This window comes from Polaribacter sp. KT25b (genome assembly GCF_900105145.1).
In the GTDB taxonomy this organism is placed as follows: Bacteria; Bacteroidota; Bacteroidia; order Flavobacteriales; family Flavobacteriaceae; genus Polaribacter.
The window spans coordinates 3,770,034-3,795,213 of the sequence record NZ_LT629752.1; the positions used below are offsets into that span (position 1 = coordinate 3,770,034).

Annotated in this window: 18 protein-coding genes; 8 read left to right on the forward strand and 10 right to left on the reverse strand. The window is 30.2% G+C overall.

All coding sequences use genetic code 11. The features are described 5' to 3' along the window. The first annotated feature begins 126 nt into the window (after positions 1–126). The 4 genes from BLT70_RS16380 (at position 127) to BLT70_RS16395 (ending at position 2,803) form a co-directional block, all read left to right on the forward strand. Positions 127–966, forward strand: coding sequence for a helix-turn-helix domain-containing protein (locus BLT70_RS16380; protein WP_091896879.1), 840 nt, complete (start codon positions 127–129; stop codon positions 964–966). Between the two features lie 283 nt (positions 967–1,249). Then, complete coding sequence (trxA, locus tag BLT70_RS16385; protein ID WP_091896882.1) at positions 1,250–1,564, forward strand: thioredoxin; 315 nt, start codon at positions 1,250–1,252, stop codon at positions 1,562–1,564. A 300-nt stretch (positions 1,565–1,864) separates the two neighbouring features. Next, complete coding sequence (locus tag BLT70_RS16390) at positions 1,865–2,413, forward strand: carboxymuconolactone decarboxylase family protein (protein ID WP_091896885.1); 549 nt, start codon at positions 1,865–1,867, stop codon at positions 2,411–2,413. A gap of 33 nt (positions 2,414–2,446) precedes the next feature. Further along, a complete protein-coding gene (locus BLT70_RS16395) occupies positions 2,447–2,803 on the forward strand; it encodes a cupredoxin domain-containing protein (protein ID WP_091896887.1) in 357 nt (118 codons plus the stop codon). A 47-nt stretch (positions 2,804–2,850) separates the two neighbouring features. Here BLT70_RS16395 and BLT70_RS16400 read toward each other — a convergent pair whose 3' ends face one another. Together BLT70_RS16400 and BLT70_RS16405 are read right to left on the reverse strand one after the other, a co-directional pair. Further along, a complete protein-coding gene (locus tag BLT70_RS16400; RefSeq protein WP_091896889.1) occupies positions 2,851–3,429 on the reverse strand; it encodes a hypothetical protein in 579 nt (192 codons plus the stop codon). Between the two features lie 4 nt (positions 3,430–3,433). After that, a complete protein-coding gene (locus BLT70_RS16405) occupies positions 3,434–3,991 on the reverse strand; it encodes a YceI family protein (protein WP_157691930.1) in 558 nt (185 codons plus the stop codon). Between the two features lie 130 nt (positions 3,992–4,121). On the opposite strand from BLT70_RS16405, the gene BLT70_RS16410 reads away from it, so the two are divergent. After that, on the forward strand, positions 4,122–4,985 hold the full coding sequence (locus BLT70_RS16410; protein WP_091896894.1) for a winged helix-turn-helix domain-containing protein: 864 nt from the start codon (positions 4,122–4,124) through the stop codon (positions 4,983–4,985). A gap of 33 nt (positions 4,986–5,018) precedes the next feature. On the opposite strand, the gene BLT70_RS16415 is transcribed toward BLT70_RS16410, so the two are convergent. From BLT70_RS16415 to ppk2, 7 genes are all read right to left on the reverse strand, one after another. Next, complete coding sequence (locus BLT70_RS16415) at positions 5,019–6,026, reverse strand: hypothetical protein (RefSeq protein ID WP_231962752.1); 1,008 nt, start codon at positions 6,024–6,026, stop codon at positions 5,019–5,021. Continuing rightward, entirely contained in the window at positions 6,013–7,062 is a 1,050-nt protein-coding gene (locus tag BLT70_RS16420) for a cytochrome-c peroxidase (RefSeq protein WP_091896900.1), read from the reverse strand. The genes BLT70_RS16415 and BLT70_RS16420 overlap by 14 nt, the downstream gene beginning before the upstream one ends. Positions 7,063–7,114: 52 nt before the next feature. After that, complete coding sequence (locus BLT70_RS16425) at positions 7,115–7,897, reverse strand: MbnP family protein (protein ID WP_091896903.1); 783 nt, start codon at positions 7,895–7,897, stop codon at positions 7,115–7,117. 623 nt (positions 7,898–8,520) lie between these two features. Continuing rightward, entirely contained in the window at positions 8,521–10,740 is a 2,220-nt protein-coding gene (locus BLT70_RS16430; protein ID WP_091896906.1) for a nitric-oxide reductase large subunit, read from the reverse strand. A gap of 28 nt (positions 10,741–10,768) precedes the next feature. Continuing rightward, a complete protein-coding gene (locus BLT70_RS16435) occupies positions 10,769–11,107 on the reverse strand; it encodes a cupin domain-containing protein (protein WP_091896909.1) in 339 nt (112 codons plus the stop codon). 74 nt (positions 11,108–11,181) lie between these two features. Further along, a complete protein-coding gene (locus BLT70_RS16440; protein ID WP_091896913.1) occupies positions 11,182–11,616 on the reverse strand; it encodes an Rrf2 family transcriptional regulator in 435 nt (144 codons plus the stop codon). Positions 11,617–11,698: 82 nt separating this feature from the next. After that, positions 11,699–12,466 carry a polyphosphate kinase 2 gene (ppk2, locus tag BLT70_RS16445; protein ID WP_091896916.1) on the reverse strand — a complete coding sequence of 256 codons (768 nt, stop codon included), beginning with the start codon at positions 12,464–12,466 and terminating at the stop codon, positions 11,699–11,701. 198 nt (positions 12,467–12,664) lie between these two features. Between ppk2 and BLT70_RS16450 the strand changes: the two genes are divergently transcribed. After that, positions 12,665–13,447 (forward strand): alpha/beta fold hydrolase, encoded by a 783-nt coding sequence (locus BLT70_RS16450; RefSeq protein WP_091896919.1) that lies wholly within the window; start codon positions 12,665–12,667, stop codon positions 13,445–13,447. Between the two features lie 69 nt (positions 13,448–13,516). Continuing rightward, the gene (locus tag BLT70_RS16455) at positions 13,517–14,521 is read left to right on the forward strand and encodes a sugar kinase (protein ID WP_091896938.1); all 1,005 of its coding nucleotides are present in this window, start codon (positions 13,517–13,519) and stop codon (positions 14,519–14,521) included. A gap of 75 nt (positions 14,522–14,596) precedes the next feature. Here the strand turns inward: BLT70_RS16455 and BLT70_RS16460 are convergent, their stop codons facing one another. Beyond that, positions 14,597–15,886, reverse strand: coding sequence for an aminopeptidase P family protein (locus tag BLT70_RS16460; RefSeq protein ID WP_091896941.1), 1,290 nt, complete (start codon positions 15,884–15,886; stop codon positions 14,597–14,599). A gap of 271 nt (positions 15,887–16,157) precedes the next feature. On the opposite strand from BLT70_RS16460, the gene BLT70_RS16465 reads away from it, so the two are divergent. Further along, positions 16,158–25,160, forward strand: a complete 9,003-nt coding sequence (locus tag BLT70_RS16465) for a BspA family leucine-rich repeat surface protein (RefSeq protein ID WP_172824433.1) — start codon at positions 16,158–16,160, stop codon at positions 25,158–25,160. Positions 25,161–25,180: the final 20 nt, after the last annotated feature.

Below are 25,180 nucleotides of genomic sequence, written 5' to 3' on the forward strand. Positions count from 1 at the left end.
CTTTATGTATATGTACTAGAAATTCAACGTTAGTTAAAGGTACCTGAAATTAATTTTAGAAACAAACTAAATTAATCGTAAAGTTTCAACTAACTTTTACGACCAACCAACAAAACAAACTTAAATTTGGCAATCCAAAACATTACAAAACACTCTTATAAAGATACATTTTCAGTAAGCACAGTTCAGTTCGAAAAAGCTTGTACAATAGATCACTCAGTGCAACAAAACGCCTATTCTATTTATTGGATTCAAGAAGGAAGTGGATCTTATAACATCGATTTTGAAAGTTATACTTTTAATGACAATGTGTTGTTCTTTTTATCACCCGGACAAGTATTTACAGTAGATTCCGAACAAATAAAAACCGCTTACAAACTAACTTTTGTGCGTGATTTTTACTGCATACAAACCCACGATGCAGAAGTGGCGTGTAACGGAATTCTTTTCAACAATATTTATGAAACTCCGTTTGTAAAACCTTGCGAAAAAGACACGGCCAAACTCAACTTTATTCTAGAAAGTTTAATAGAAGAATTTCAGCAAGATGAAACGGCACAATACGATATGTTACAGTCCTATTTGAAACAATTTATTATTTGCGCAGTTCGTGTAAAGAAAGAAAACCATGTTATTAAAGAAGATGTAGAAACGCGTCTTTTTAAAGATTTTAGTTTGTTGGTAGAGCAGAATTTTAAAACAATGCATTCTGTAACAGATTATGCGAACAGATTAGGACTTTCGCCAAAATCTATTACCAAACACTTTCAGAAATTGGGTGCAAAAACACCTTCAGACTTTATTAAAAGCCGTATTTTATTAGAAGCTAAACGTCAATTGATTTATACCGACAAAACGGTAAAAGAAATCGCTTTCGAACTTGGTTTTAACGATCCTGCCTACTTTACGCGTTTCTTTACCAAAGCCATTTCAAAATCTCCACTTCAGTTTAAAAAGGAATATTAGTCTCTTTCTTTTTTTATAATTAATAATACGTATTTGGGCGTGTCCTTTCAGGTCAGGCTTTCACAACTCGCTTTTTAAAGTTTTATAAAACTTTAAAAGAGCTCAAACAAATTGTTCAATCCTTCACGCGGGCATTTTTACTATAAAAAAACCTTGTCCAAACAGTAGGAACTTCTGTCCATTTTTAAAGCTTCATCTCGGTTGCATCTTTGCAGTGTGAAACAATAACAACACAACAATAAGATAATCATCCTGCTTTAGCAACAATTAAAAATAAGAAAAAATGGAAATCCAATTAGAACAAACAGACTTTATCAATGTTATAGAAAATAACGACAATGTATTATTAGATTTTTATGCGGAATGGTGTGGACCTTGTCAGACTTTATTGCCAACAATACACAAATTAGCAGACGAATTAAAAGACGATGTACTCATCAAAAAAGTAAATGTTGATGAATACCCAAAGTTAGCAGCAAAGTTTAATGTTAGAAATATACCAACGTTACTTTTCTTTAAAAACGGAGAACCGGCAGACAGACATACAGGTTTAATTACAGAAAGAAATTTAAGAAGTAAAATAAACAGGTTAAAATAAAGGCTGCAACCATCAAAAAAAAAAGACAACTTTTTTACAGCGTCCAAACAGTAGGAACTTTTGTCCAATTTTTGAGGTTACTATCGGTTGCATCTTTGGAGTATCAAATAATAACAGTTAAAAACAACAATATGAAAACAATAGAAAACACACAATGTCCAAACTGTTGGGGTTATCAAACATACGATGAGCAAAACCCAGATCAACAACTTTGCGAATGCAAATAAGACACTGAAACAAGTTCAGCACAAGTAAAAATAAGAGTAAAAATTAATAATAAAACAAATACAAAATATAATTATGAGCACATTTAACGTACCAACAAAAAACGAAGTATCAGAAAACAACCAAGCAATTTTTAATCAATTAGAAAAAGGATTAGGTTTTGTACCAAATTTATACGCAGCATTTGCACACAGTGAAACTGCATTGGGTAACTTTTTAGCAATCGGACAAGGAAAAACAAGTTTTTCAGCGAAAGAAAAAGAAGTAATTAATTTAGCAGTAAGTCAAGTAAACGAATGTGTTTATTGTTTATCTGCACACACTGCAATTGGTAAAATGAATGGTTTTACAGAAGCGCAAATCTTAGAATTAAGAGCTGGTGAAGCTTCTTTTGATGCAAAATTAGATGCTTTAGCAAAGTTTGCAAGAAGTGTAGCAATTAACAGAGGTTCTGCAACGACAGAAGCAATAGAGAACTTATATGCAGCAGGTTATACAAAAGGAAACTTAGCAGATTCAATTATCTTAATAGGAGAAATTACAATCACTAATTACTTTCATAAAACAACAGATGTTGCAGTAGATTTTCCTGTAGCTCAAACATTAGAAGTAGCAACTATATAATCAATAATTTAAATAAATAAAACAATAGAAAACATGAAAAAATTAATAGCAGTAGTAGTAATCGTATTAGGTTTTGCATTTAACACAAGTGCTCAAGAAGTAAAAACAGTTTCTTTAGAACAAACAAAAGGTGAGTTCACTCAGAAACAACTTACTTTATCAGAAGGAACATACATTTTTGAAGTAGCAAACAACAATGTTGGTCATAATGTAGGTTTTGTTTTAGCTCCAAAATCTGATGTAAAAGCTCATATTAAAAATGCGTATGTTACTGCACAAGTTAAAAACAACACGAAGGAAACTTCTAAAAAAGTAACACTTAAAAAGGGAGAATATGTGTATTTCTGTCCTTTAAATCCAACACCACAATATACTTTGATTGTAGAATAATTTTTTTAATTCAAATAGTGATTGGCGAGCAGAAATGCTCGCCTTTTTTAGTTTTTACAACCCCCTTTTTCTAAGTCAATATTATTTAAAGTTTCCCAAACTTCGTTTGTAAATTCTTTTGGAGAAAAAGTAAATAACAGCACTGTTTTTTTAGCCTTTTTACAAAAATGACTTTTAATTTTAACGTTTAAAACAAATCTTTTGTTGGTTGCAAAACGATCGAAAGTATGTACTTTTCCTTCAAAAAAAGTAACATTTTTTTTACTTTTTACCTTTTTGATTGTTGCTGAAGCTTTTCGTGAATTTGTTTTATCATTTACATCAACTTTATTTAAACTATTAAAGTATTTTTCTAAATCTAGTTCTAATTCACTTGCAGGGATTTTTCTGTTTACATCAATGCTCCAAGCATACGCATAAGACCAAAAAAAAGTGTGTTCTGGATTTATCCAACCTTTTGGCGGAAATCTTATATCTCCAACTCCAATATAATTCATATTTCTTGCAGGGAAACGCAATACTTCTTGTCCCCAAGTTGAATCTAGTTGTATTAAATTGAAATCGCTTTTTTGTCCGAAAGTAAAAATTGAACAAAAGAATAAAATAATGATTAGTAATTTTTTCATCAGATTAAAAGTTTAAAAGTACTTTGAAAGAAATTGCATCAGAAATAATTTGATCTTTTATACTTGTTTCTCCTTGAGATTTATAAGTAATTTTAAAATCTGTTCTATCAATTTTTAAACGGGTTTCTAATTGCTTTTTAGTATCATTTTGTTTTGCTACAAAAAAGACAGATTTTGTTATTTTATTTATGGTTAAATCTGCAGTAATTTGCACAAAACCATCACCAACATATTTTATGTTAGTAAATACAATTATTGATGTTGAGTTGTTTTTTACATCAAAAAAATCTTTACTTTTTAAATGTTCTATAAGATCATAAACCCAGGTTTCTTTTTCGTTAGATTTTATAGAATTCATATCAATAATAAAAGAACCATTTATAATTTTACTGTCTTTTACTACAACTTCGCCTTCTTTAAAATATACAGTTCCATCATGGCTACCAAAGCCAAAAAGTTTGCTTCCTTCCCAAGTAATAGTGCTTTTTTTAGTGTTTAGTTTTATCTTTTCTTGTGCATTTATTATTAACGTGAAAAAACAGATAATAATTAGTGTAAACATTTTTTTAATCATAATAGTATTTTAAAGTTTGATGTAAAACTATCTCTACATTAGATAAAAAGTGTCAAAAAAATGTAAAAGAAGTGTCAATAATTGTAAAAATTGATGGATTTGTTGGTTATTTGTAATTATGAAGCAAAAAAAGAATCTTTTTTTAATTTTACTTTTAGCAATTACCGTTTTTGTTTTTTTCAATTTTACTGATTCATCAGATGAAAATAAAGATTTTTCTGAAAGGGTAAAAGTTGCATTAAGAGAAGTTGGTAATCAATTATTGTTATCTAATGGAGATAGTATTTCTTTAGTTTTACCAGTTAAAGAACATGATAAAAATGAATTTGAAATTTCCTTTGAAAATCAATTAAAATTTATGCCAAACGATTTGGTTTTAATTGTGAAAAAAGTATTTAAAAAAACAACTTTTTCCAAAAATTATAGAGTTTCCGTAATTAGTAGTTTTGATAGCGAAGTTGCTTATAGTTATGAAATAAATGCAGACAAAGAAAAAACTATTATTCCTTGTTCTGGTAGAAATTTACCCAAAAATAGATATACGATTAAAGTTACTTTTTTAGAAATTAAATCGTCTAATTTTCTTTGGATTTTTTACATATTTATTCCTATAATTTTTGGTGTTTTTTACAAGCGTTTTTTTAAAGTAGAAAAGCAAAAAATGGTTATAGAAAAAGTTGATAATAATTGTACTGTTTTAGGTAGTTTTATTTTTTATCCGGCCCAAAATAAGTTGGTTAAAAAAGCATCAGAAATTAATTTGTCTAAGAAAGAATGTGAGTTGTTAGCCATTTTTGTTGCAAATCCAAATCAAGTTATAAAAAGAGAAGAACTTACTAAAAAAGTTTGGGAAGATAATGGTGTTTTTGTAGGTAGAAGTTTAGATACGTATATTTCTAAACTAAGAAAAAAATTACAAGAAGATAAAAATATTAAACTTACCAATGTTCATGGAGTTGGTTATAAATTGGAAATAAAATAAAAAAGACGAACATTTTTGTTCGCCTTTTAGTTTTTAATTATTTAAATTAAAGTTTATATAAATAGATAAAGATTGTTTAGGAGTAACATTTCCACCAAATAAATTATGTGAAATAGGTAGCGTATAATTTGCCCCAATAATAAAATCTTTGGTCGTTATTTCTGCGCCAAAAGTTCCGTTAAAAACGTTTCCATCCGTTTTAGGAATTTCTTCTTCATACTGTTCTATTTTATCATAAATATTGCCAGATAGACCTATAAAAGGTAATAATAAATATTTTTCTTTTGAAATAGCATAAAAGAAATTAGAAGCATAACTAAACTGATTTCCAAACTTATAATCGTTTTTGTTTTCTCCTTTTAAATAATACGTTACACTTGTATTTACACCAAATTTATCTGCACCGTAACTATGAGCAAGTGCAAAAATACCATCAAAACTTCCTGTTCCTAATTGAAAACCTGGGTTTACTCTATCAGTTAAAATTTGTTCGAATTTACCTGTTGGTAATTTTGTTCCTAAACCAATTTCTAAAGAATGACCAGAAGCTTCTTTTTGCACATTTGTATATAATTTGGCTTTTTCTTTATCAACTTTTTTAAAGAATTTAATTTTGTACCAACCCATAATAGTTGCATCACCAAAACCATTAATATTTTCTTCTCTATCTGTATATTTTCTCTTTAAATCTTGATAAGGTAAAATGGCACTCACATAAAAATTGTCGGTTACAGGAACTCTTCCCCAAAGTTGATAAGTATGAAAGTTTTCTGTACTTGTTGGCGAATTTGAGAAAATTCCGTCTTTAGATTCAAATGTTTGATAAATATAACGAATACCAACAAAGCTGGCGTTGTTTAAAGTTCCTAAACCAAAAGAACCACTGCTTGTTGAGCATCCGCATAAATCGCAAAAGAAAAACTCAAAAGAATCTGGCTCGTGATTAGAGCAAATTTTAAAATTATGATTTGCAAAATTTTGAAAAGCAAGCAATACAAATCCTAAAAATACTATTGATTTTTTTATTTTAATATTCAGCAAAACGCTCATCATTTAAAAATGTATTATCTGTTAATGTGTTTAAAAAAGCAATTAAAGCAGTTTTTTCATCCGTAGTTAAATCAATACCTAAGCTACCATCTTCTTTTATTAATAATGGATCTACGATTCCACCATTTTCTGTCATTCCATCCGTATAAAAATTAAGAACATCTTCTAAAGTTCCGAATCTACCATCGTGCATATAAGGAAATGATAATGCTACATTTCGTAAACTTGGTACTCTAAATTTATAAAAATCGGCTTCGTAACCAGAAACACGTTTTCTGCCTTCTTCCTCTGGAAATTTAGAATTGTAAGGAACGCCGTTATTTCTATAGGTTTTATCAGTAAATAATGCACCAGAATGACAAGTAGCACATTTATTAGTAAAGATTTCTAAACCCTTATTTTCTTCTGATGTAAAAGCTGTATTATCTTCGTTTCTAACTACTTTATCATATTTAGAATTGCCAGAAATCATAGTTACCATAAATTGAGAAAGTGCTTTTAACATTCTTTCTGATGTAACTTCTGCATCTCCATACGCCTTGGTAAATAACGGTTCATATTCAGAATAAGAGCTTAATTTTGCTAAAATTGAAGGAATAGTTTCATTCATTTCTACCTCACTTGTAATAGGAATTATTGGTTGCAAGTCTAAATGAATTGCTGCTCCATCCCAAGTAAATTCTGTAAAAAAAGCTAAATTCTGAATTGGTTGTGCATTTCTAAAACCAATTGCACCATCAACTCCATGACTAACTGTATGGCCATGATGTGTAAAAGCAGAAGCTTGTTCATGGCAAAATCCGCAAGCAATAATTCCATCAGAAGCTAATCGTCCTTCATAAAATAATTTTTTACCCAAAGCAACACCTTCTTCTGTTAAAGGATTTTTAGATAAATTGTATTCTAATTGCGGAAAATTACTTGGAATTTCTAAATCTATATAAGTAGGGATTGCAGTATACACATCTTCTTTATCACAAGAAATGAGTGTGCAAATTCCTAAAAATAGTATAATTATTTTTCTCATAATTAAAGTGAAAACGTAACCAGCAAAAGCACTGGTTACGTTTTTTAAAAGATTAATTATGTACGTGATCTATTGTAAACATGCTGTTTACATTTGTAGCAATTTGTGGCGATTTTACAGCATCTACATGAATTTGAGCAGCATCGTCTAACAAAAAAGTTGTTGTACCAGACAAAACATTAGAAAGATCTGCAACTACATGAATTTCTGGTGTTAAATCTGTTCTTACTCTTGCAGAGTTTGTTAAATCTAACGTAATTTCTTTATAGTTATCTAAAGAACTACCATGGCTTCCCATATGAAAAGCAAAAGCAGTTTCTGTAGTTGTTGCATCAGAAGTATAAAGACCTTCATATACAAAAAACTTATAACCAGCTTGCCAAGACCACATCATTCCAGCATCTTGTGCTAAAGTTAAAAAGTCTCCTTGATCAGTTGCGCCTTCTAAATATTTTTCTTGATCTACACCAATTCCAAATGTAATTTTAGTGTAGTTTGCAGCAGGAATATTAGAAAGTGTTATAAATTGAGAATCTGTATCTGCTTCTGATACAATAAAATAAGATTCTTCTTTTGGATATGTAAAAATAACGCCCTCTTCATTTTCTAAACGAATGTTACTTACAATGTATTTTACATCAGAAATTTTAATTTCTTCTGTGTCGTTTGCTAAATAAGTGGCTGTACTTAATAATAAATCTGATGTAAGGTATGAGTTATCAAACTCTACAGAAACTGATCCTTCTCCTGTTATCATCTCTTCATCTTCGTTAGATGAACATGCTGTAATTGACATTGCAATAAAACATGCAACGATATATTTTGTGATTTTCATAATTTTCTTTTTAAAATACGTGTTTCGTATTTTGGTTGGTTATAAATAGGGTGTAATTTTTTTTAGCACAAAACATATTTACAGAAAGCACATAAAGTGTTTCTATAAAAGTGTACCAAAAAGGTTTAATAAAACGGGTTATTTAAGAAAGAAAATCTGGTGGTTGTTCTAATTTATTTTGACAAGAAAAGGAACGTAAAGAATTTTTATTCCTGATAAGTTTATTGTTAAGAAGTAATATGTTTTTTGCAACGTAATCTTCATTTATCTGATGAAAAACAGGAAAAAATGATTCAGAAAGTGAATTTGTGCCTTTTACATCTTTGCTAGAAGTATCAATATTTGTCGAAATCTGTTTTGCTAAATGACATTTACCATTACATTGTAGTTCTGGTTTATCTTTATTTACACAATATGTTTCTATAATATAATCAATATTTAACTCAAAATACCCAATATATCCTAAGTGATATATGGGTCTAAAAGCAAATGCTGTAAATAATACTATGAAAATTAATTTTTTCAGAAAAAATATTTTTTCGCAAATATAGTATGGTTAATTTGTATTTGCCATAGATAAAATAAAAAAGACGAACATTTCTGCTCGCCTTTTTTACTAAAAACTATTTTTTCCTTTTGTAATTGTAAATTACTTCATCAATAGTAAACCAACAGAAATAATAGATTCCTATAGAAAAGAGAATATCTCCAATCATTCTCATCCATTTTAATGTTTGTATTGTTGGTGAATATAAAAGATCTGATTCTCTTGCAAAAGAATATCCTTCTGTGATAGAAGTATATGCTTGTATAATTCCTATTGGTAACATACTAAATACCATCATTGCTATTAAACCGATATTTAAAAACCAAAAAGCTCTTTTTAGTTTTGTATTGCTCCAAGCTCTATCAGAATAAAAACGTAAACAGATTATAATAAAGCCCATTCCTAACATTCCGTACACACCAAATAAAGCTGTATGCGCATGAACTGCAGTGGTATTTAAACCTTGAATATAATATAAAGCAATTGGTGGATTAATTAAGAAGCCAAAAACTCCGGCTCCTAAAAAGTTCCAAAAAGAAACAGAGATAAAGTAGAATATTGGCCATTTATAATTCTGAATCCATTTTTTACTTTTTAAAAGGTTCCAGTTTTCTCTAATTTCAAAACCCATTAAAGTTAACGGCACAACTTCTAAAGCACTAAATGTTGCTCCTAAAGCGATTGCTTGTACTGGCGTACCAGAATAATATAAGTGATGTAAAGTTCCGATAATTCCACCCGCTAAAAATATAGATGCAGAAGCGATAGAAACTCTACCAGCAGTTTTAGCAGAAATTATTTCCATTCTTGAGAAAATAAACGCAATTACTACTGTTGCAAAAACTTCGAAAAAGCCTTCTACCCATAAATGTACCAACCACCATCTCCAATAGTTAATTACTGGTAAACTACTGTTTTCTCCATACATTAATCCAGAGAAGAAAAACATACCAATTGCCATTACAGATATTAATAGAATAATTAATAAGTGTTTAGATTCGTCGTTTTTTCTAATTGCATATAAAATATGTCTACTAACCATAACAACCCATAAAACAAGACCGATTCCTAAAAATATTTGCCAGAATCTACCTAAGTCCATGTATTCATATCCTTGATGACCAAAGAAAAAGTTGGTTGTTAAATCTAAAAATTGATGAATACCTAACCATTCTCCTAACATAGAACCAAGCACAATAACGATTAAAGCGACAAAAAGAAAGTTGATTCCAAAAAGTTGATATTTCATTTCTTTTTTAGAAATCATTGGCGCTAAAAACAATCCTGTTGCCAACCAAGTAGCAGCAATCCAAAAAACAGCTAATTGTGTATGCCACGTTCTACTTACTGAATATGGTAAAAATTTAGCTAAATCAAATCCGAAGAAACTTTGTCCTTCTACCGTATAATGAACCGTTATAATTCCTAAAATTACTTGTAAAGCAATTAATAATGAAATTACAAAGAAGTATTTTAATACTGCTTTTTGTGATTTTGCTAATTTCATGTTAAGTAAAGGATCTGAATCTGGTTTTGTAAGAGATTCTCCTTTTTCATGATTTCTTAAGTAATAGAAGGATAAAATTCCGATAAATACAAGTAACAATACAATTGATAAACCAGACCAAATTATAGAACCATCTGTAATATTATTATCAATTAAAGGTTCGTGTGGCCAGTTAGAAGTATATGTATAGTCTTTTCCTAATCTGTTAGTACTTGCAGCCCAAGAAGTCCAAAAGAAAAAAGCGTTTAATTGTTTTAGCTTTACTTTATCTTTTAAAGCACCTTCAGGAATTGCATATCTTTCATTTCCTTTAGAAAAGATGTCGCTAAAATGCTGAATATTATTATTTATTGCAGCAACTCTTTCTTGAGAAATTATAATTGTTTTAGTAGCAGAATTATACGTATTCGTTTTAATATCTTTTATTAAACGAGCCTTTATTGCTGCTTTATTCTCAACATCTAAATCGTCGTATTTCTTATTGAAATCTTTTTTTGCCCATAAATCAAGCATAAAAACAGCTTCTCTATGAATCCAATCTGCAGACCAATCTGGTGCTACATAACTTCCATGTCCCCAAATTGAGCCCACTTCCATGCCACCAATAGATTCCCAAACATTTTGACCTATTTGTATGTCTTCAATTGTATAAAAAACTTCGTTTGTATCTTTAACTACTACCTTTTCTGGAATTGGTGGTTGTTTTTGATAGACTTCTGTTCCTACCCAAATTAGTACTGCAAAAGAGAGTACAACTACGCTTATAAAAGCAATCCAAATTTTCTTCATTTTATTGATTTAATCTATTTTTATAAATTTAAGAGACTACGTCGTTTACTCTTTTTATTGAATCTGTTTTTGCGATGGTTAATCTTACAATCGCATCTTCTGTACATACTAAATCGTGAGGTACATTTGCATCTAATGCTATTAAATCACCTCTTTTAAGGTTTAATACTTTTTTATTGACACCAAAATTAATTTCACCTTCAAAAATTTCTACAACAATTGGTTTTGGAGCAGAATGTTCTTTCATTTCTTGGTTTTTACGCATCACTATTCTTATTTCTTTAGTGGTGTCAGTTTCCATAAGCAGCGTTATTGTTGGCTTATCTTCTTTATAGGTTATGTTTTTTGTTATTGAAGCTGTAATCACAATATTTAATTTAGTTGGTTTATTTATTATTTAAGAATAAAAGGTCTTTTTATCCTTTTTTGTGTAAAATTTTTTTAATTTTTTAGAAAGGAATCTCTTAAGTTTTTATCTTCAGAAAGTTCTAGGAGTGTTGTGTTTTCTAGCATTTTTCTAAGTTCTTCTCTAATTTCGATAAATTTAAAATGTAACGGACATGGTTTGTTTTCATTGCATTCGTGTAAACCTAAACCACAACCAGTATAAATAGTATCGCCATCTAAAACCTCTACAATATTACTTAATGTAACTGTTTTTAAGTTTTTTTCGTCAATAAAAAAACCTCCATGAGGACCTTTAATAGATTGTACTATTTTATTTTTGGTAAGTTGTTGCAAAATTTTTGCTGTAAAAGCATGCGGAGAATCTATAGCTTCAGAAATAGCAGTAATGCTTAATTTATTATCTATTTTAGATTCTTGAGCTATAAAAATTACCGCTCTTAAACCATATTCACACGTTTTAGAAAACATATATTAATTTTATGGCGCAAAATTACAAAAAAATAAAAGACAATTACATCCTTTATTGTTTTTTTAATAATTTATTTTTGATTTAAAATTTTTCTGGGATAAAAGTTTGATAATCCATTGGTGGTCTAACATAAGATTTGTTGTCTGGTAAAGGAGGAAGTTCAATCGTTTTTATATCCATTTGTTTGTACGGAATTTTACTTAAAACATGACTGATACAATTTAATCTTGCTTTCTTTTTATTATCAGAATTTACAACAAACCAAGGAACTTGTTTCGTATCTGTATGCGCAAACATTTGGTCTTTTGCCTTAGAGTAATCGATCCATCTAGAGCGAGATTCTAAATCCATAGGACTAAATTTCCAGCGTTTTAAAGGGTTAGAAATTCGGTTTTTAAAACGTCTTTCTTGTTCTTCATCACTAACAGAAAACCAATATTTTAAAACAATAATGCCAGATCTTACTAACATACGTTCAAATTCTGGGCAAGAACGTAAAAACTCATCATATTCATTATCTGTACAAAAACCCATCACTTTTTCTACACCAGCTCTATTATACCAGCTTCTATCAAACAGAACAATTTCTCCTGCTGCAGGTAAATATTGTGTATATCTTTGAAAATACCATTGTGTTTTTTCTCTTTCTGTTGGTACACCTAAAGCAACTACTTTACAAATTCTTGGGTTTAATGGTTCTGTAAAACGTTTAATTGTACCGCCTTTTCCAGAAGCGTCTCTTCCTTCAAAAACAATGACCACTTTTAAACCTTTACTTTTTACCCATTCTTGCATGTGTACTAATTCTGTATGTAGTTTTGCAAGTTCTCTATCGTAGTTAAATTTCATTCTTCGCCTGTTTTCTTAGATGCTTTATTACTGATGCAATTTAAGAAAAAGATTTTTTGTTAAAGCGTTTAAAAATTGTAACTTCAGTATTTTATATCAATTATAAATAATAAAACACCAATTTTTAGCATAAACGAATAATCAAATTAAAAGTCCTATTTTTGTTTTTCGTATTTTATAATTTTAAAAAATAATTATTTGTTAAACTACTATTCATATCCACATACAACCTCTAAAGAATGGGTAACTTTTGTACATGGTGCAGGAGGAAGTAGTTCTATTTGGTACAAACAAATTCGTGATTTTAAAAAACAATTTAATGTTTTAATTTTAGATTTAAGAGGTCATGGAGATAGCAAGCCAAAATTAAAAGACACATTTAACTCTAAATATACTTTTGATGCTATTACGAATGATATTGTTGAGGTTATTGAACATTTAAAAATTAAGAAATCTCACTTTATTGGTATTTCGTTAGGTACAATCTTGATTAGAAACTTAGCTGAAAAAAGACCAGAATTGGTTAAAAGTATGATTATGGGTGGTGCAATTATCAAACTTAATTTTCGCTCACAAGTATTAATGAAAGTTGGTAATATCTTTAAATCTGTAGTGCCTTATATGTTGCTTTATAAGCTTTTTGCATTTATTATTATGCCAAAGAAGAACCATAAAAAATCGAGATTATTATTTGTAAACGAAGCAAAGAAATTATATCAAAAAGAGTTTCTACGTTGGTTTAAATTAACATCAGAAATTAATCCTTTATTACGTTTTTTTAGAACAAAAGATATTAATATTCCTACGTTTTATATCATGGGTGCAGAAGATCATTTGTTTTTACCTTCTATAAAAAATATTGTCTCTAAGCATCTTACTTCTTCGTTGTTTGTGGTAGAAAATTGTGGTCATGTTGTAAATGTTGATAAACCAGAGGTTTTCAACAATCAAACTATTCAGTATATTTCTTCGTTACCCTAAAACTATTAGAACATCCTAATTGGTTAACCAGTTTTATTTTTTTATATTTACTTTTTAAAATATACTAAAATGAATCAAATTATTACGTTTGGAGAAGTATTAATGAGAATTTCTCCGTTAGGAAATAAGAAATTTATACAATCTAATGCAGCTGAATTTTACTTTGGAGGTACAGAATTAAATGTAGGAATTTCATTAGCAAATTTTGGTGGAAAAGTAAAACACATTTCTAGTATTTCTGATGATTTTATTGGCGATACAGCATTTTCTTACTTAAATAAATTTGATTTAGATACGTCATCAATTATTCGTTCTTCAAGACCTTTAGGAGTTTATTTTTTAGAAGTTGGTGCAGTTATGAGACCAAGTTCTATTTCATATAATAGATCTCATTCTTCATTTTCAGAAATTACTCCATCAAAAGTAGATTGGGAAAAAGCTCTTGAAGATGGTAAATGGTTTCATTGGACAGGGATTACGCCTGCATTAAATAAAGGAAGCCAAGAAACGCTTTTAGAAGGTTTAAAATTAGCAAGAAATAAAGGAATGACGGTTTCTGCAGATCCTACGTATAGAAGTGGTTTGTGGAAATATGGAGAAGATGCAAAGGAAGTTTTATCAGAATTGATTAATTATTCGACCATTTTTATTGGCGGAATTAATGAAATGAATGAACTTTTAGGTACAGATTATTCGTATTCTAACGAAGATTTTATGGAGGCTAGTAAAGAGTTGATGCTTAAATTTCCATCCATAGAAAAGGTTTTTGATAAAATTAGGACTTCTATTAATTCTTCTTGGCATAAAATAAAAGCAAGAATGTGGAATGGCAAAGAATTTAAAGAAACTAGCGAATTAGATATTACACATATTGTGGATAGAATTGGGACAGGAGATGCTTTTGCTGCAGGAATTATTCATGGTTTACTAAATTTTGATGACTATAAAGCAATGGAATTTGGGAACGCAGCTTGTGCTATAAAACACACCTATTCTGGTGATGTTAATTATGCAAATGAAAAAGATGTAATAGCTATTTTAGGAGGAAATACTACAGGTAGATTTAATCGATAATTTTGATTGTAATTTGTAAAATACATAAAAAAAGCGAGTTTTAAAACTCGCTTTTTTTATGAAATCAATTGAATACTAATTCATTAAATCTTCAATTTCATCAGCTTCTATAGGTATATTTTGCATTAAATTAAAAGGAGTTCCTTTTTCTTGAACAACAACATCATCTTCTAAGCGAATTCCAAAACCTTCTTTTGGTATATAAATTCCGGGTTCTACTGTAAAAACCATGTTAGCTTGTATTGGCTCGTGTAATAAACCATAATCGTGTGTGTCTAAACCAATATGATGACTGGTTCCGTGCATAAAATATTTTTTATAAGCAGGCCAATTTGGGTCTTCATTTTGCACATCAGCTTTGTCTATTAAGCTTAATTTTAACAATTCTGATGTCATTACTTTACCAACTTCTACATGATATTCTTTCCATAAAGTTCCTGGAAGTAACATATTTGTAGCTTCTTTTTTTACATGATTTACAGCATTATAAACTGCTTTTTGTCTATCTGTAAAACGCCCAGAAACAGGAATCGTTCTCGATAAATCGCTTTTATAATTGGCATATTCTGCAGCAATATCAAACAAAATTAAATCGCCTGCTTTACATTGCTGATTATTTTCTATATAATGTAAAACATTTGCGTTATTTCCGCTTGCAATAATTGGTGTATATGCAAATCCTTTAGAGCGATTTCTAATAAATTCGTGTAATAATTCTGCTTCAATTTCATATTCCCATACATTTGGTTTTACAAAATTTAAGATTCTTCTAAAACCTTTTTCGGTAATATTACAAGCATGTTGCATTAAATCTAATTCTATTTGATCTTTTACAGAACGTAAACGATGCATAATAGGACTACTTTTTGCAACAGAATGTGCTGGATATTTTGCTAGTAGTTTTTTTGTAAAACGGTCTTCACGAGTTTCTGTAACTACATTTGCTCTATAATGTTCGTTTGTGTTAATGTAAAAAGTATCGCAATACGTAGAAAGCTCGAATAAAATTTTGTCTAAGTCTTGTAACCAATAAACAGAGGTAATTCCGCTTGTTTTAAAAGCAGCATCTTTGGTTAATTTTTCGCCTTCCCAAACGGCAATATGATCATTTGTTTCTCTAACAAATAAAACTTCTCTTAAATCTGGGTTTGGGCAATCTGGAAATAACATTAAAACACTTTCTTCTTGATCTACACCACTTAAATAAAAAATATCTCTGTGCTGCTCAAAAGGCATTGTGCTATCTGCGCTAATTGGATAAATATCGTTAGAATTAAAAATCGCCAAACTATTTGGCTTCATGGCAGAAGCAAAATTTTTACGATTTTTGATAAATAATTTTGAGTCTATTTTATCGTATTTCATTCTTAAAAATTTATGTTGAAATACAAAGGTAGCAATTATATCATCAATAAAAATAATTACAAAATTGTTACATTTTATTTTTTTAATAATTAATAATATTTGATGTTTTATTAGGGTAAAAACACAATTTTAGATTGTAAAATTTAAATAAAATATAATTTTTATATTAAAAAAAAGGTATTTCAGAACAAAAAAAGGCGTTTTAGAACATTTTTGTGAAGTTAATAGGTAAAAGTTATTTATTGTATGGAAAATTTAAATCCATATGAAAATGAAAAAAACTATTACTTATCTGTTTGCTTTTTTTATGCTATTGCTAAATAGCCAAAAAATAATTGGGCAAACATTTTCTCAGAACAATAATCTAATTAATGTCGTACCATTATTAGATGATAATGTATTTGAAAATTCAGAAAAATTTTCAAATACATTAAACGATTATAGTATTGAAAGTTTTGTAGTTAATGATGAAGCTATTGTAAACTTAGAAAATGAAAAAAATCTAATTACATCTTCAGTTTCTAAAGTTGAGTTAAGTGCACCAAACGCAATACTTACTCCAATTACCCAAGCCAACATACAAACTGCAGTAGATGATTGGATAGCAAACCCAACAACAGCTACAGCTACTTATGGTCATATTAGCAATTGGGATACATCCAATATTACTAGTATGTCAAGCTTATTTTTAAATAAAACAACATTTAATGATGATATTTCTGGCTGGGACACCTCTAATGTTGTTTCAATAAGAGCGATGTTTAATAATGCTAGTAGTTTTAACCAAAATATTGCTGGCTGGGATGTATCTAATGTTACAGGTTTCGATCAAGTTTTCTCAGGAGCTACAAGTTTTAATCAAGATATTAGTTCATGGAATGTAGCTGCTAGTAATAACTTTAAAGAGATGTTTAAAGATGCTATAAACTTCAACCAACCTTTAAATAATTGGGATGTAACTGATACTAATAATATGCAAAGTATGTTTAGAGGAGCTACAAGTTTTAACCAACCTTTAAATAATTGGAACGTAACAAACATAACTGCTATGTATTTTATGTTTTCTGGAGCCACGAATTTTAATCAAGACCTTACCAACTGGTGTGCAACAAATATAGCGAGTGAACCTATTGGGTTTGCTGACAACTCTGCATTATTGAATACAAATAAGCCTAGTTGGGGAACTTGTACTGCAAATACTTCTGTAGATACAAAAGTTGCGACATCTATTACATTAAATTCTGTTGTATTAGAAGGTTATATAACATCAAATGTTACAGTAATTGAAAGAGGTTTTGTTTTTGCGGTAACATCAACAAACTCAAATCCTGAAATAAATGGAACAGGAGTAGTGAAAGAGAATAATGATGCTGGTTCTGGTACGTTTAGTGAAACAATTACAGGGTTAACTAGTAATACAGAATACTCTTATAAAGCTTATGCAATAACAGCTTCTGGTATTATTTATGGAAATGTGTTAACATTTACAACTTTAGGTAATACACCACCAGTATTTACGTCAGTAAGTTCAGTTAATTTTACAGAGAATACAGATGGCATTGTTTATACAGCAGAAGCAACAGATAGTGATTCTATAACTTATAGTTTAGGTGTAAATGCAGACGAGTCATTATTTACAATAGTTGGTTCTACAGGAGAAGTTAGTTTTGTAACATCACCAGATTTTGAAACAAAAGCATCTTATACAATTAATGTAATTGCTACAGATGCCTTAGGTAATGCAGCAAATAAAGATGTTATTATTACAATTATTGATTTGGATGAAGTACCGCCAACATTCACATCAGCAACAGCTGTAGATTTCACAGAAAACGAAGCAGGAGTAGCATACACCATTACAGCAACAGATAATGGAGTAATAACATATAATTTAGGATCAGGAAATGATGAAGCATCTTTTACAATTGATGGAGCAGAAGTTAGTTTTGTAGCATCACCAGATTTTGAAACAAAAGTATCTTATACAATTAATGTAATTGCTACTGATGACTTAGGTAATGCTGCAAATCAAGATGTAATTATTACGATTATTGATTTGGATGAAGTACCGCCAACAGTAGTTATTACCTCAAGTTTAATGGGTCCTACAAGTACAACTCCAATTCCAGTAACAGTAACGTTTAGTGAAACAATAACTGGTTTTGATGCAGGAGATATTTCAGTAAGTGGAGGAACTATCCAGAGTTTTACAGGTACAGATGCTGATTATAGTTTCGATTTAGTTCCTTCTGGAGGTGGAACATTAACAGTAGATATAGCAGCAGATGTTGCACAAGATGCAGCTGGAAATAATAATACAATTGCAAATCAATTTAGCATAGAATATTCAGATCTTCCAGCTACCGCGTTAAACTTTGATGGTGTTGATGATTATGTAATTATAGGTAATGTTTTACCATCTAATACATCTTATACCAAAGAAGCGTGGATTTTTACAGAGCAAAATAAGGAGGCTCAAAACATTATTTCTTCATTAAAAGCTCCATTTTGGTTGAATAATTTAAAGCTAGAGGCTACAAATTTATTTAGATATTCAGGATCAGTACAATCACCAAATACATTACCATTAAATACTTGGGTACACGTTGCAGTTTCTTGGGATGGAACTACAATGAGGTTATACGAAAATGGTGTAGAAGTTGATTCAAGAACTAATGTAGGAAATTATACAAGAGAAGCAATAAACTTGGGAGCTATGGTTGTAGGTAATCCTATTAGTATGTTGGATGGAAACCTAGATGAAGTTCGTATTTGGAATACAGCAAGATCAAGTGCTGAGATTGTTGCTTATAAAGATGTAGAATTAACTGGAAATGAGTCTGGTTTAGTAGCGTACTACAATTTTAATCAAGGAAATGTAAATGCTAATAATTCAGGAGTTACTACCTTATTAGATAGGCAAACCAATGGAACAGTATATAATGGAACTTTAACAGATTTTACATTAACAGGAAGTACTTCTAATTGGATAGATGGATTAGCAAATGATGTGGTAAGTGGATCACTAATTTTAAGTACTCAAGCTGCAACAGATATTACAACTGCAAATGCCACTTTAAGTGGATTAGTTATTACTGTGGGTTCAAAATCAATATCAGAAAAAGGAATAATGATTTCTGATGTAAATACTAATCCAACAATTCCTGGAGCAGCAACTGTTAAATATATAGATACATCCGCAGGAAATGACATTAGTATAACAAGAACAGATTTAAATATAGCTACACAATACTACTTTAGAACTTATGCAATTGATGCTGATGGTAAAACTTTTTATGGAGATGTTTTTACATTTAATACCTCTGGGCATACTGCACCAGAAATTTCAACTTCAACTGCTACAGATATAACTTTAAATAGTGCAACACTTTCTGGTACTATAACTGTTAATGGAACAAAATCAATTATTGAAACAGGTTTTGTTATTGCTATTTCTTCAGAAAATGCTGATCCAACTATTTCAGGGACAGATACAACAAAGTTAGAATCAGGTTCTATATCTGATGAATTTATTTCTTTTGCTACAGGTTTAAGTTCTAATGTTCAGTATAGTTTTAAAGCTTATTTAATTGATGAAGATAATACAGAATATTATGGTGCTGTAAAAACGTTTACTACGCCTAATATTGGGTTGCCAACAGTAACTACGACGCCTGTTTATGATGTGGAAAAAAACTTTGCTACTTTCGGTGGTAATGTGCTCACAAATAATGGATCTTCTATTACAGCTATGGGTATTTTATTTTCTCCTACAGCTTCAAACTCTAATCCTCAATTGAATGGTACTGATGTTCAACATCGTTCTAAAACACCTGTAGGTGTTGGTGAATTTACTTTAAGAGCAGGATCATTTAGTAGTGGTGTTCAATATTCATATAGAATGTATACTACCAATGCCGCAGGAACTGCATATAGTCAAGTTTTTACCTTTTACCCTCAAAGTTCTGATGTTTCTACAGAAGATGCAATCAATTTTACAACCACATCAGCAATGTTAAGTGGTATTGTTAATGATAATTATGGTTCATCTATTACAGAAAAAGGGGTGGTTTATTCTATAGCTTCAATAAATAATAAACCATTAATAAATGGTACAGGTGTTACAAAAGAACCAATTTCTGATGAAGTAGGAGGTTATTTTGTAGAAACAATAAATGGTTTAGATGTAAGTACTGAATATTCTTTTAGAACGTATGCAATCAATGCTTTTGGAACTTCGTATGGTGCTGTAAAAACATTTACTACAGAATCTACTTTTCTTGATAAAAGAATTGGATACTGGACTTTTGAAGGTGGCAGTGTTTCAGATAGTGAAGGTAATTTTGGCGATTTAGTATTTGAAAATGCTGATGTAAGTATCGTAAACGGAAAATTAGATGTAAAATCTAATGGATGGGCACGCACATCTTCATATGTAGGATCAACTATCGAAGAAAAAACATTAGTATCGTTTGTAGAAATGCGAGATCTTTCTGTTACTGCAGGAGCTGTAATAGCTATAGATGGTATTACAAATGATAATTTTGATGCCATTGGGTTTGCGGAGAGAGAGTCAGGTAGATGGCTTGCTGGTAGTACAAGTTTCTCAAGAACAGAAGATGCTACACCTGGTTTCGAAGAAACGGTTACTAATATACCTGTAATGATGGCAATTACTTATGTAAGAACACCAGCTGGAATTGCAAATGTAAAAATTTACAGAAATGGCGAAGAAATTGGTGCTTATTATAAGGGTGTTTTTGTAGGTTGGCCAGCAAATAATACAGAAATATTATTTGGTCCAAGACATTCTCCAACGTCTACGATAAGAAGAGGAAATATTGATGCACTTATAGATGAGGCAATGCTTTTCAATAGAGCTTTATCTCCAACAGAAATAAGATCTCTTTATAAAGGTAGTATAGAAAAAGCAACAATAACTTCAACTCCTGCAACTTTAATAGACGTTACAACTGTAACTTTAGGGGGTAATATCACTTCAGACGGTAAAGCAAATGTTACAGAAAGAGGTATTGTTTATGCAAGAACTTTTGCAAATGAATCTCCTGAGATTGATGGAAACGAAGTTACTAAAGTAGTAGGTGGTACCGGAATTGGAATATTTACAGAAAATATAACAGGTTTATCTGGAGGAACTGAATATTCATATAGATCTTATGCTATTAATAATCAAGGTACAGCTTATGGAGATGTACTTACATTTAGCACTCTCGCACCTTTAGCACCTTCAGTTACAACAACAGATGTAACAAATATTGAAGCTTTTAAAGCGACATTTGGTAGTGCAGTAACAAATAACGGTGGTGCAGATATAGAAGATATTGGAGTATTATTAATAGAAACGGCATTAAATAGTAATCCAGAAGTAACAACAACAGATGTTTTAAAAATTGGTGTAGAAGATGCAGAATCGTTTATAAGTGATATAAAAAACTTAAAACCAAATACAGCTTATAGTTACAGAGGATATGCAAATAACGATTCAGAATTTGGTTATGGAGTTACAAAAACATTTACAACAAACGTAGTTTTAGGTATTATTACAACAACTACTGCATATGAAATTAGAGAAACAGCCGCAGTTAGCGGAATAGGTGTAAATAGTAATGGAGGGTCTTTATTTACTGAATATGGTATTGTTTTATCGGATGTTACTTTAAATACAGACCCATTTGTTGGTGGTAGTAATGTTAATAAAATAACAATAGATGGTATAGATAGTCCTACTTCTGGGCTTCATCGTTTAGTACTAACAGGATTATCTAGTTGTATTAAATACGCGTATAAAGGATATGCTATTAACGCAGCAGGTACTACTTATGGGTCTTTAAAAACTTTTACTACTCAATGTCCTCCACCTGCAGGTGTGGCGTCTATAACTACTGTTGCTCCTCAAGTTATAACAGAAAATGCTGCAATTTTAGCGGGTAATGTTTCTGCAAATAATGGAGCTGCAGTTACAAAAAGAGGTATTGTTTATGCTAAAACATCAGTAAACACACTGCCAACTACTGGAGGTACAGACTTATTTGATGTAGAATTAGGAAATGGAATTGGAGCATTTAATTTTAAAGCAATTGGTCTTACTCCAAGTACATCATATACGTATAGAGCTTATGCAATTAACAGTGTAGGTACTGTTTATGGAGATGTAAATGAATTTACAACTACAGCAATTCCATCAGCAATTCCATCTGGTTTAATTGGTCATTGGGATTTTGAGAACGGAAGTTTAGAAGATAAAACAGGAAATTGGGCAGCTTTAACACTAAATAGTAGTACCTCTATTGTTGATGGTAAATTAGATTTAAATCCAGGTAGTTTAGCTAGTACATCAACTTATGCTGGAGAAACTATCAAACAAAAAACATTGGTTTCTTTTGTAGAGTTACAAGATCTTTCTGCTAGAGCAGGATCTGTACTTACAATTGATGGTAAAAATACAACCGATAATTTTGATGGTATTGTTTTCTCTGAAAGACAAGTTAATAGATGGATGGCAGGTAGTTCTTGGTTTAGAAGAACTGTAAATCCAACACCAGGTTTTGAAGAAACTACAGTTGGAGAGCCAATAATGATGGCAATTACTTATACAGAAAAATCAAACGGAACTGTATCAATAAGAATATATAGAAATGCAGTTGAAATAGCTAGTTACATAAAAGGAAACATTGCACAATGGTTACCTAATAATGCAGAAGTATTATTTGGAGCAAGACATACGTTACCTGCAATGAGAGGTAATATAGACGCTTTAGTAGATGAAGCAATGATTTTTAATAGACCATTGTCTGATGCTGAAATAATGACCTTGTATAAAAATTCTGTTAATACAACAGAAGTAGTAACAACACCAGTACATTCTATTGGTACAAACTCAGCAGTTTTTGGAGGTAATGTTTTAAATGATGGAGGAGATACTATTACAGACAGAGGAATTGTAGTTGCTGAAAAAGCAATAAATGCAAATCCTGAAATTGGAGGTACAGGAGTAACTAAATCACAAATTGGAGAAGGTAAAGGATTTTTTGGGGCTAAAGTTTCTGGTTTTGAAGAAAGCACAACATACGCATACAAAACTTATGCAAAAAATAGTAGTGGAACTGTGTATGGAAATGTTGAAGAATTTTCCACCATTGAAGTTAATGCAGACATAGCACCAGATTTCTCAACAGCAAATCAAAGACTAAAATTTGTGCAAGGTCAATATTTTGTTGCGCCAGCAGATGGAGTATTACTCTCAATCTCTTTGAGAACTCACTATGCAACAAAAGGAAGTTATCTTGGTCGAATTAATATTTCAGTTTATGAAAGTAATTCAGATGGTAGTAATATAGAATTAGGTAAGATTAAATCATTTGAAACTCAAGCAGGGCATATGGATGTAAATCAGAGGTCTAAAATTGATATGAGTTCTGCTGGAATTAGCCTTATTAGAGGAAAAAGATATTACTATAAATTTGAAATAGAAAAATCAGCAGCTGGCAATAAAGTAATAATAAGTGATTATGCAATTTATAGTTTTGTAACAGATAGATCTCATTATACACCTGGCGGATTTATTTCAAATGGAACACCTTTAACAGAAAGTACTACAGAAACGAGTATTTTCGGTATAGAAGTTGGACCTCTAAGACAGTCTGTAGATGGTATTACTACCTTTACTGCAGGTAGCTCTAATGATTTCTCTAACCCAGCAAACTGGAGTAAGGGAAAACCAAGTAAAAACGAGTCTATTGCAGTTGCAAATGGAGTTACACTTACTGTAGATCAAAATGATGTAGAATTAGATGATTTCTTCTTAAATAGTGGCGCAGAATTAAATATACCAAATGACAAAGAAGTTATCGTAAATAGCGAGTTTAACACAGATGGTAGTTTATCTTTAGAGTCTTCTGCAGAAAGTAGTGGTGTACTTTTTCTTAAAGGAATAACAACAGGAACAGTAACTTATAAAAGAGGAGGTCTTTTAGCTAACAAGTGGAGTATTATTTCAGCTCCAGTTTCTGGACAAAGAGTAATAGAATTTGCTCAAAATACAGATAATGATATTCGTATAAATAATTCTGTTTCTCCAGTGCGTTATGCAATAGGGTATTATGATGATAGTATGGCTAATAAATGGCAATATTATAATGCAGACACACCAGTAGCAGATACATTTGAAATTGGTAGAAGTTATAGTATGTCTAGAGCTACAGATGGTGAAGTAACATTTACTGGAACTTTAGAAGTGGGTAATGTAAATCAAAATGTAAATGTTGGCGAATGGCAAGCTATAGGAAACCCTTATACAACTTATTTAGCAGCGAACAAAAATGAAAGTTCTAGTTTTTTAGAAGATAACTTTGATTTGCTAGATGATGTTTTTAAAGGATTATATATTTGGGATAATACCCAAAATAAATATGTTGCTGTTACCCAGATTGATACTGATAATAGGTCAATTCCACCAGGACAAGGTTTTTTCATTAGAACAAAAACATCAACAAATGTGAGTTTTAATCAAAATAAAAGACAATTAAAGCCAGTAGAAGGTAACACAACTTTTAATAAATCTTCTAACCCAGAACTTGTTTTAAATATTTCTGATGGAATATCAACAGTAAAAACAAACATTAAATATTTTGAAAATGCTACTAGAGCTTTTGATGCAGGTTACGATTTTGGAAATTTTGGATCTTCTCAATTAGATATATTTACTCATCTTTTAGAGGGTAATGAAGGTGTAGATTATACTATTCAATCTTTACCATTAACTGATGTAGATAATATTTCAATACCAATTGGTGTTTCTGTAAAAGCAGGTAAAGAGGTTGTGTTTTCTTTAAGTAAAATAGATATAAAAGATGGTTTAAATATTTATTTAGAAGATAAGTTATTAAACACTTTTACTTCTTTATCTAAAAAAGATGAAGATTATAAAATCTCTGTTTCTGAAGATATTAGTGGTGTGGGTAGATTTTATTTAATAACATCATCTAAAGCATTAAATACTGATGAGTATTCATTTAATAAAAACATAACAGTTTACACTACAGATAGAAATGCTTTAAAAATTAGTGGTATTCCATTAGGCGATAAAGCAACAATTAATCTGTTTAACACTTTAGGGAAACAAGTTGGTGTATTTAAAATTAACGAAGCTGAAATTCAGAATACATTCAATTTAAATAATCTTCCAAAAGGAGTTTATTTTGTAAGACTTCAGTCTAACAGAACAAGTATTTCGAAAAAAATTGTATTAAAATAAATTATTTAGACATATCTAAG

Excerpts from the sequence above, each read along its gene's own strand:
- BLT70_RS16390 (WP_091896885.1), top strand. The coding sequence starts at position 1,865 with ATGAGCACATTTAACGTACCAACAAAAAACGAAGTATCAGAAAACAAC.
- BLT70_RS16420 (WP_091896900.1), bottom strand. The coding sequence starts at position 7,062 with ATGAGAAAAATAATTATACTATTTTTAGGAATTTGCACACTCATTTCT.
- BLT70_RS16425 (WP_091896903.1), bottom strand. The coding sequence starts at position 7,897 with ATGAAAATCACAAAATATATCGTTGCATGTTTTATTGCAATGTCAATT.
- BLT70_RS16410 (WP_091896894.1), top strand. The coding sequence starts at position 4,122 with ATGAAGCAAAAAAAGAATCTTTTTTTAATTTTACTTTTAGCAATTACC.
- ppk2 (WP_091896916.1), bottom strand. The coding sequence starts at position 12,466 with ATGAAATTTAACTACGATAGAGAACTTGCAAAACTACATACAGAATTA.
- BLT70_RS16465 (WP_172824433.1), top strand. The coding sequence starts at position 16,158 with ATGAAAAAAACTATTACTTATCTGTTTGCTTTTTTTATGCTATTGCTA.
- BLT70_RS16460 (WP_091896941.1), bottom strand. The coding sequence starts at position 15,886 with ATGAAATACGATAAAATAGACTCAAAATTATTTATCAAAAATCGTAAA.
- BLT70_RS16405 (WP_157691930.1), bottom strand. The coding sequence starts at position 3,991 with ATGTTTACACTAATTATTATCTGTTTTTTCACGTTAATAATAAATGCA.
- BLT70_RS16430 (WP_091896906.1), bottom strand. The coding sequence starts at position 10,740 with ATGAAGAAAATTTGGATTGCTTTTATAAGCGTAGTTGTACTCTCTTTT.
- BLT70_RS16395 (WP_091896887.1), top strand. The coding sequence starts at position 2,447 with ATGAAAAAATTAATAGCAGTAGTAGTAATCGTATTAGGTTTTGCATTT.
- BLT70_RS16440 (WP_091896913.1), bottom strand. The coding sequence starts at position 11,616 with ATGTTTTCTAAAACGTGTGAATATGGTTTAAGAGCGGTAATTTTTATA.
- BLT70_RS16400 (WP_091896889.1), bottom strand. The coding sequence starts at position 3,429 with ATGAAAAAATTACTAATCATTATTTTATTCTTTTGTTCAATTTTTACT.
- BLT70_RS16455 (WP_091896938.1), top strand. The coding sequence starts at position 13,517 with ATGAATCAAATTATTACGTTTGGAGAAGTATTAATGAGAATTTCTCCG.
- trxA (WP_091896882.1), top strand. The coding sequence starts at position 1,250 with ATGGAAATCCAATTAGAACAAACAGACTTTATCAATGTTATAGAAAAT.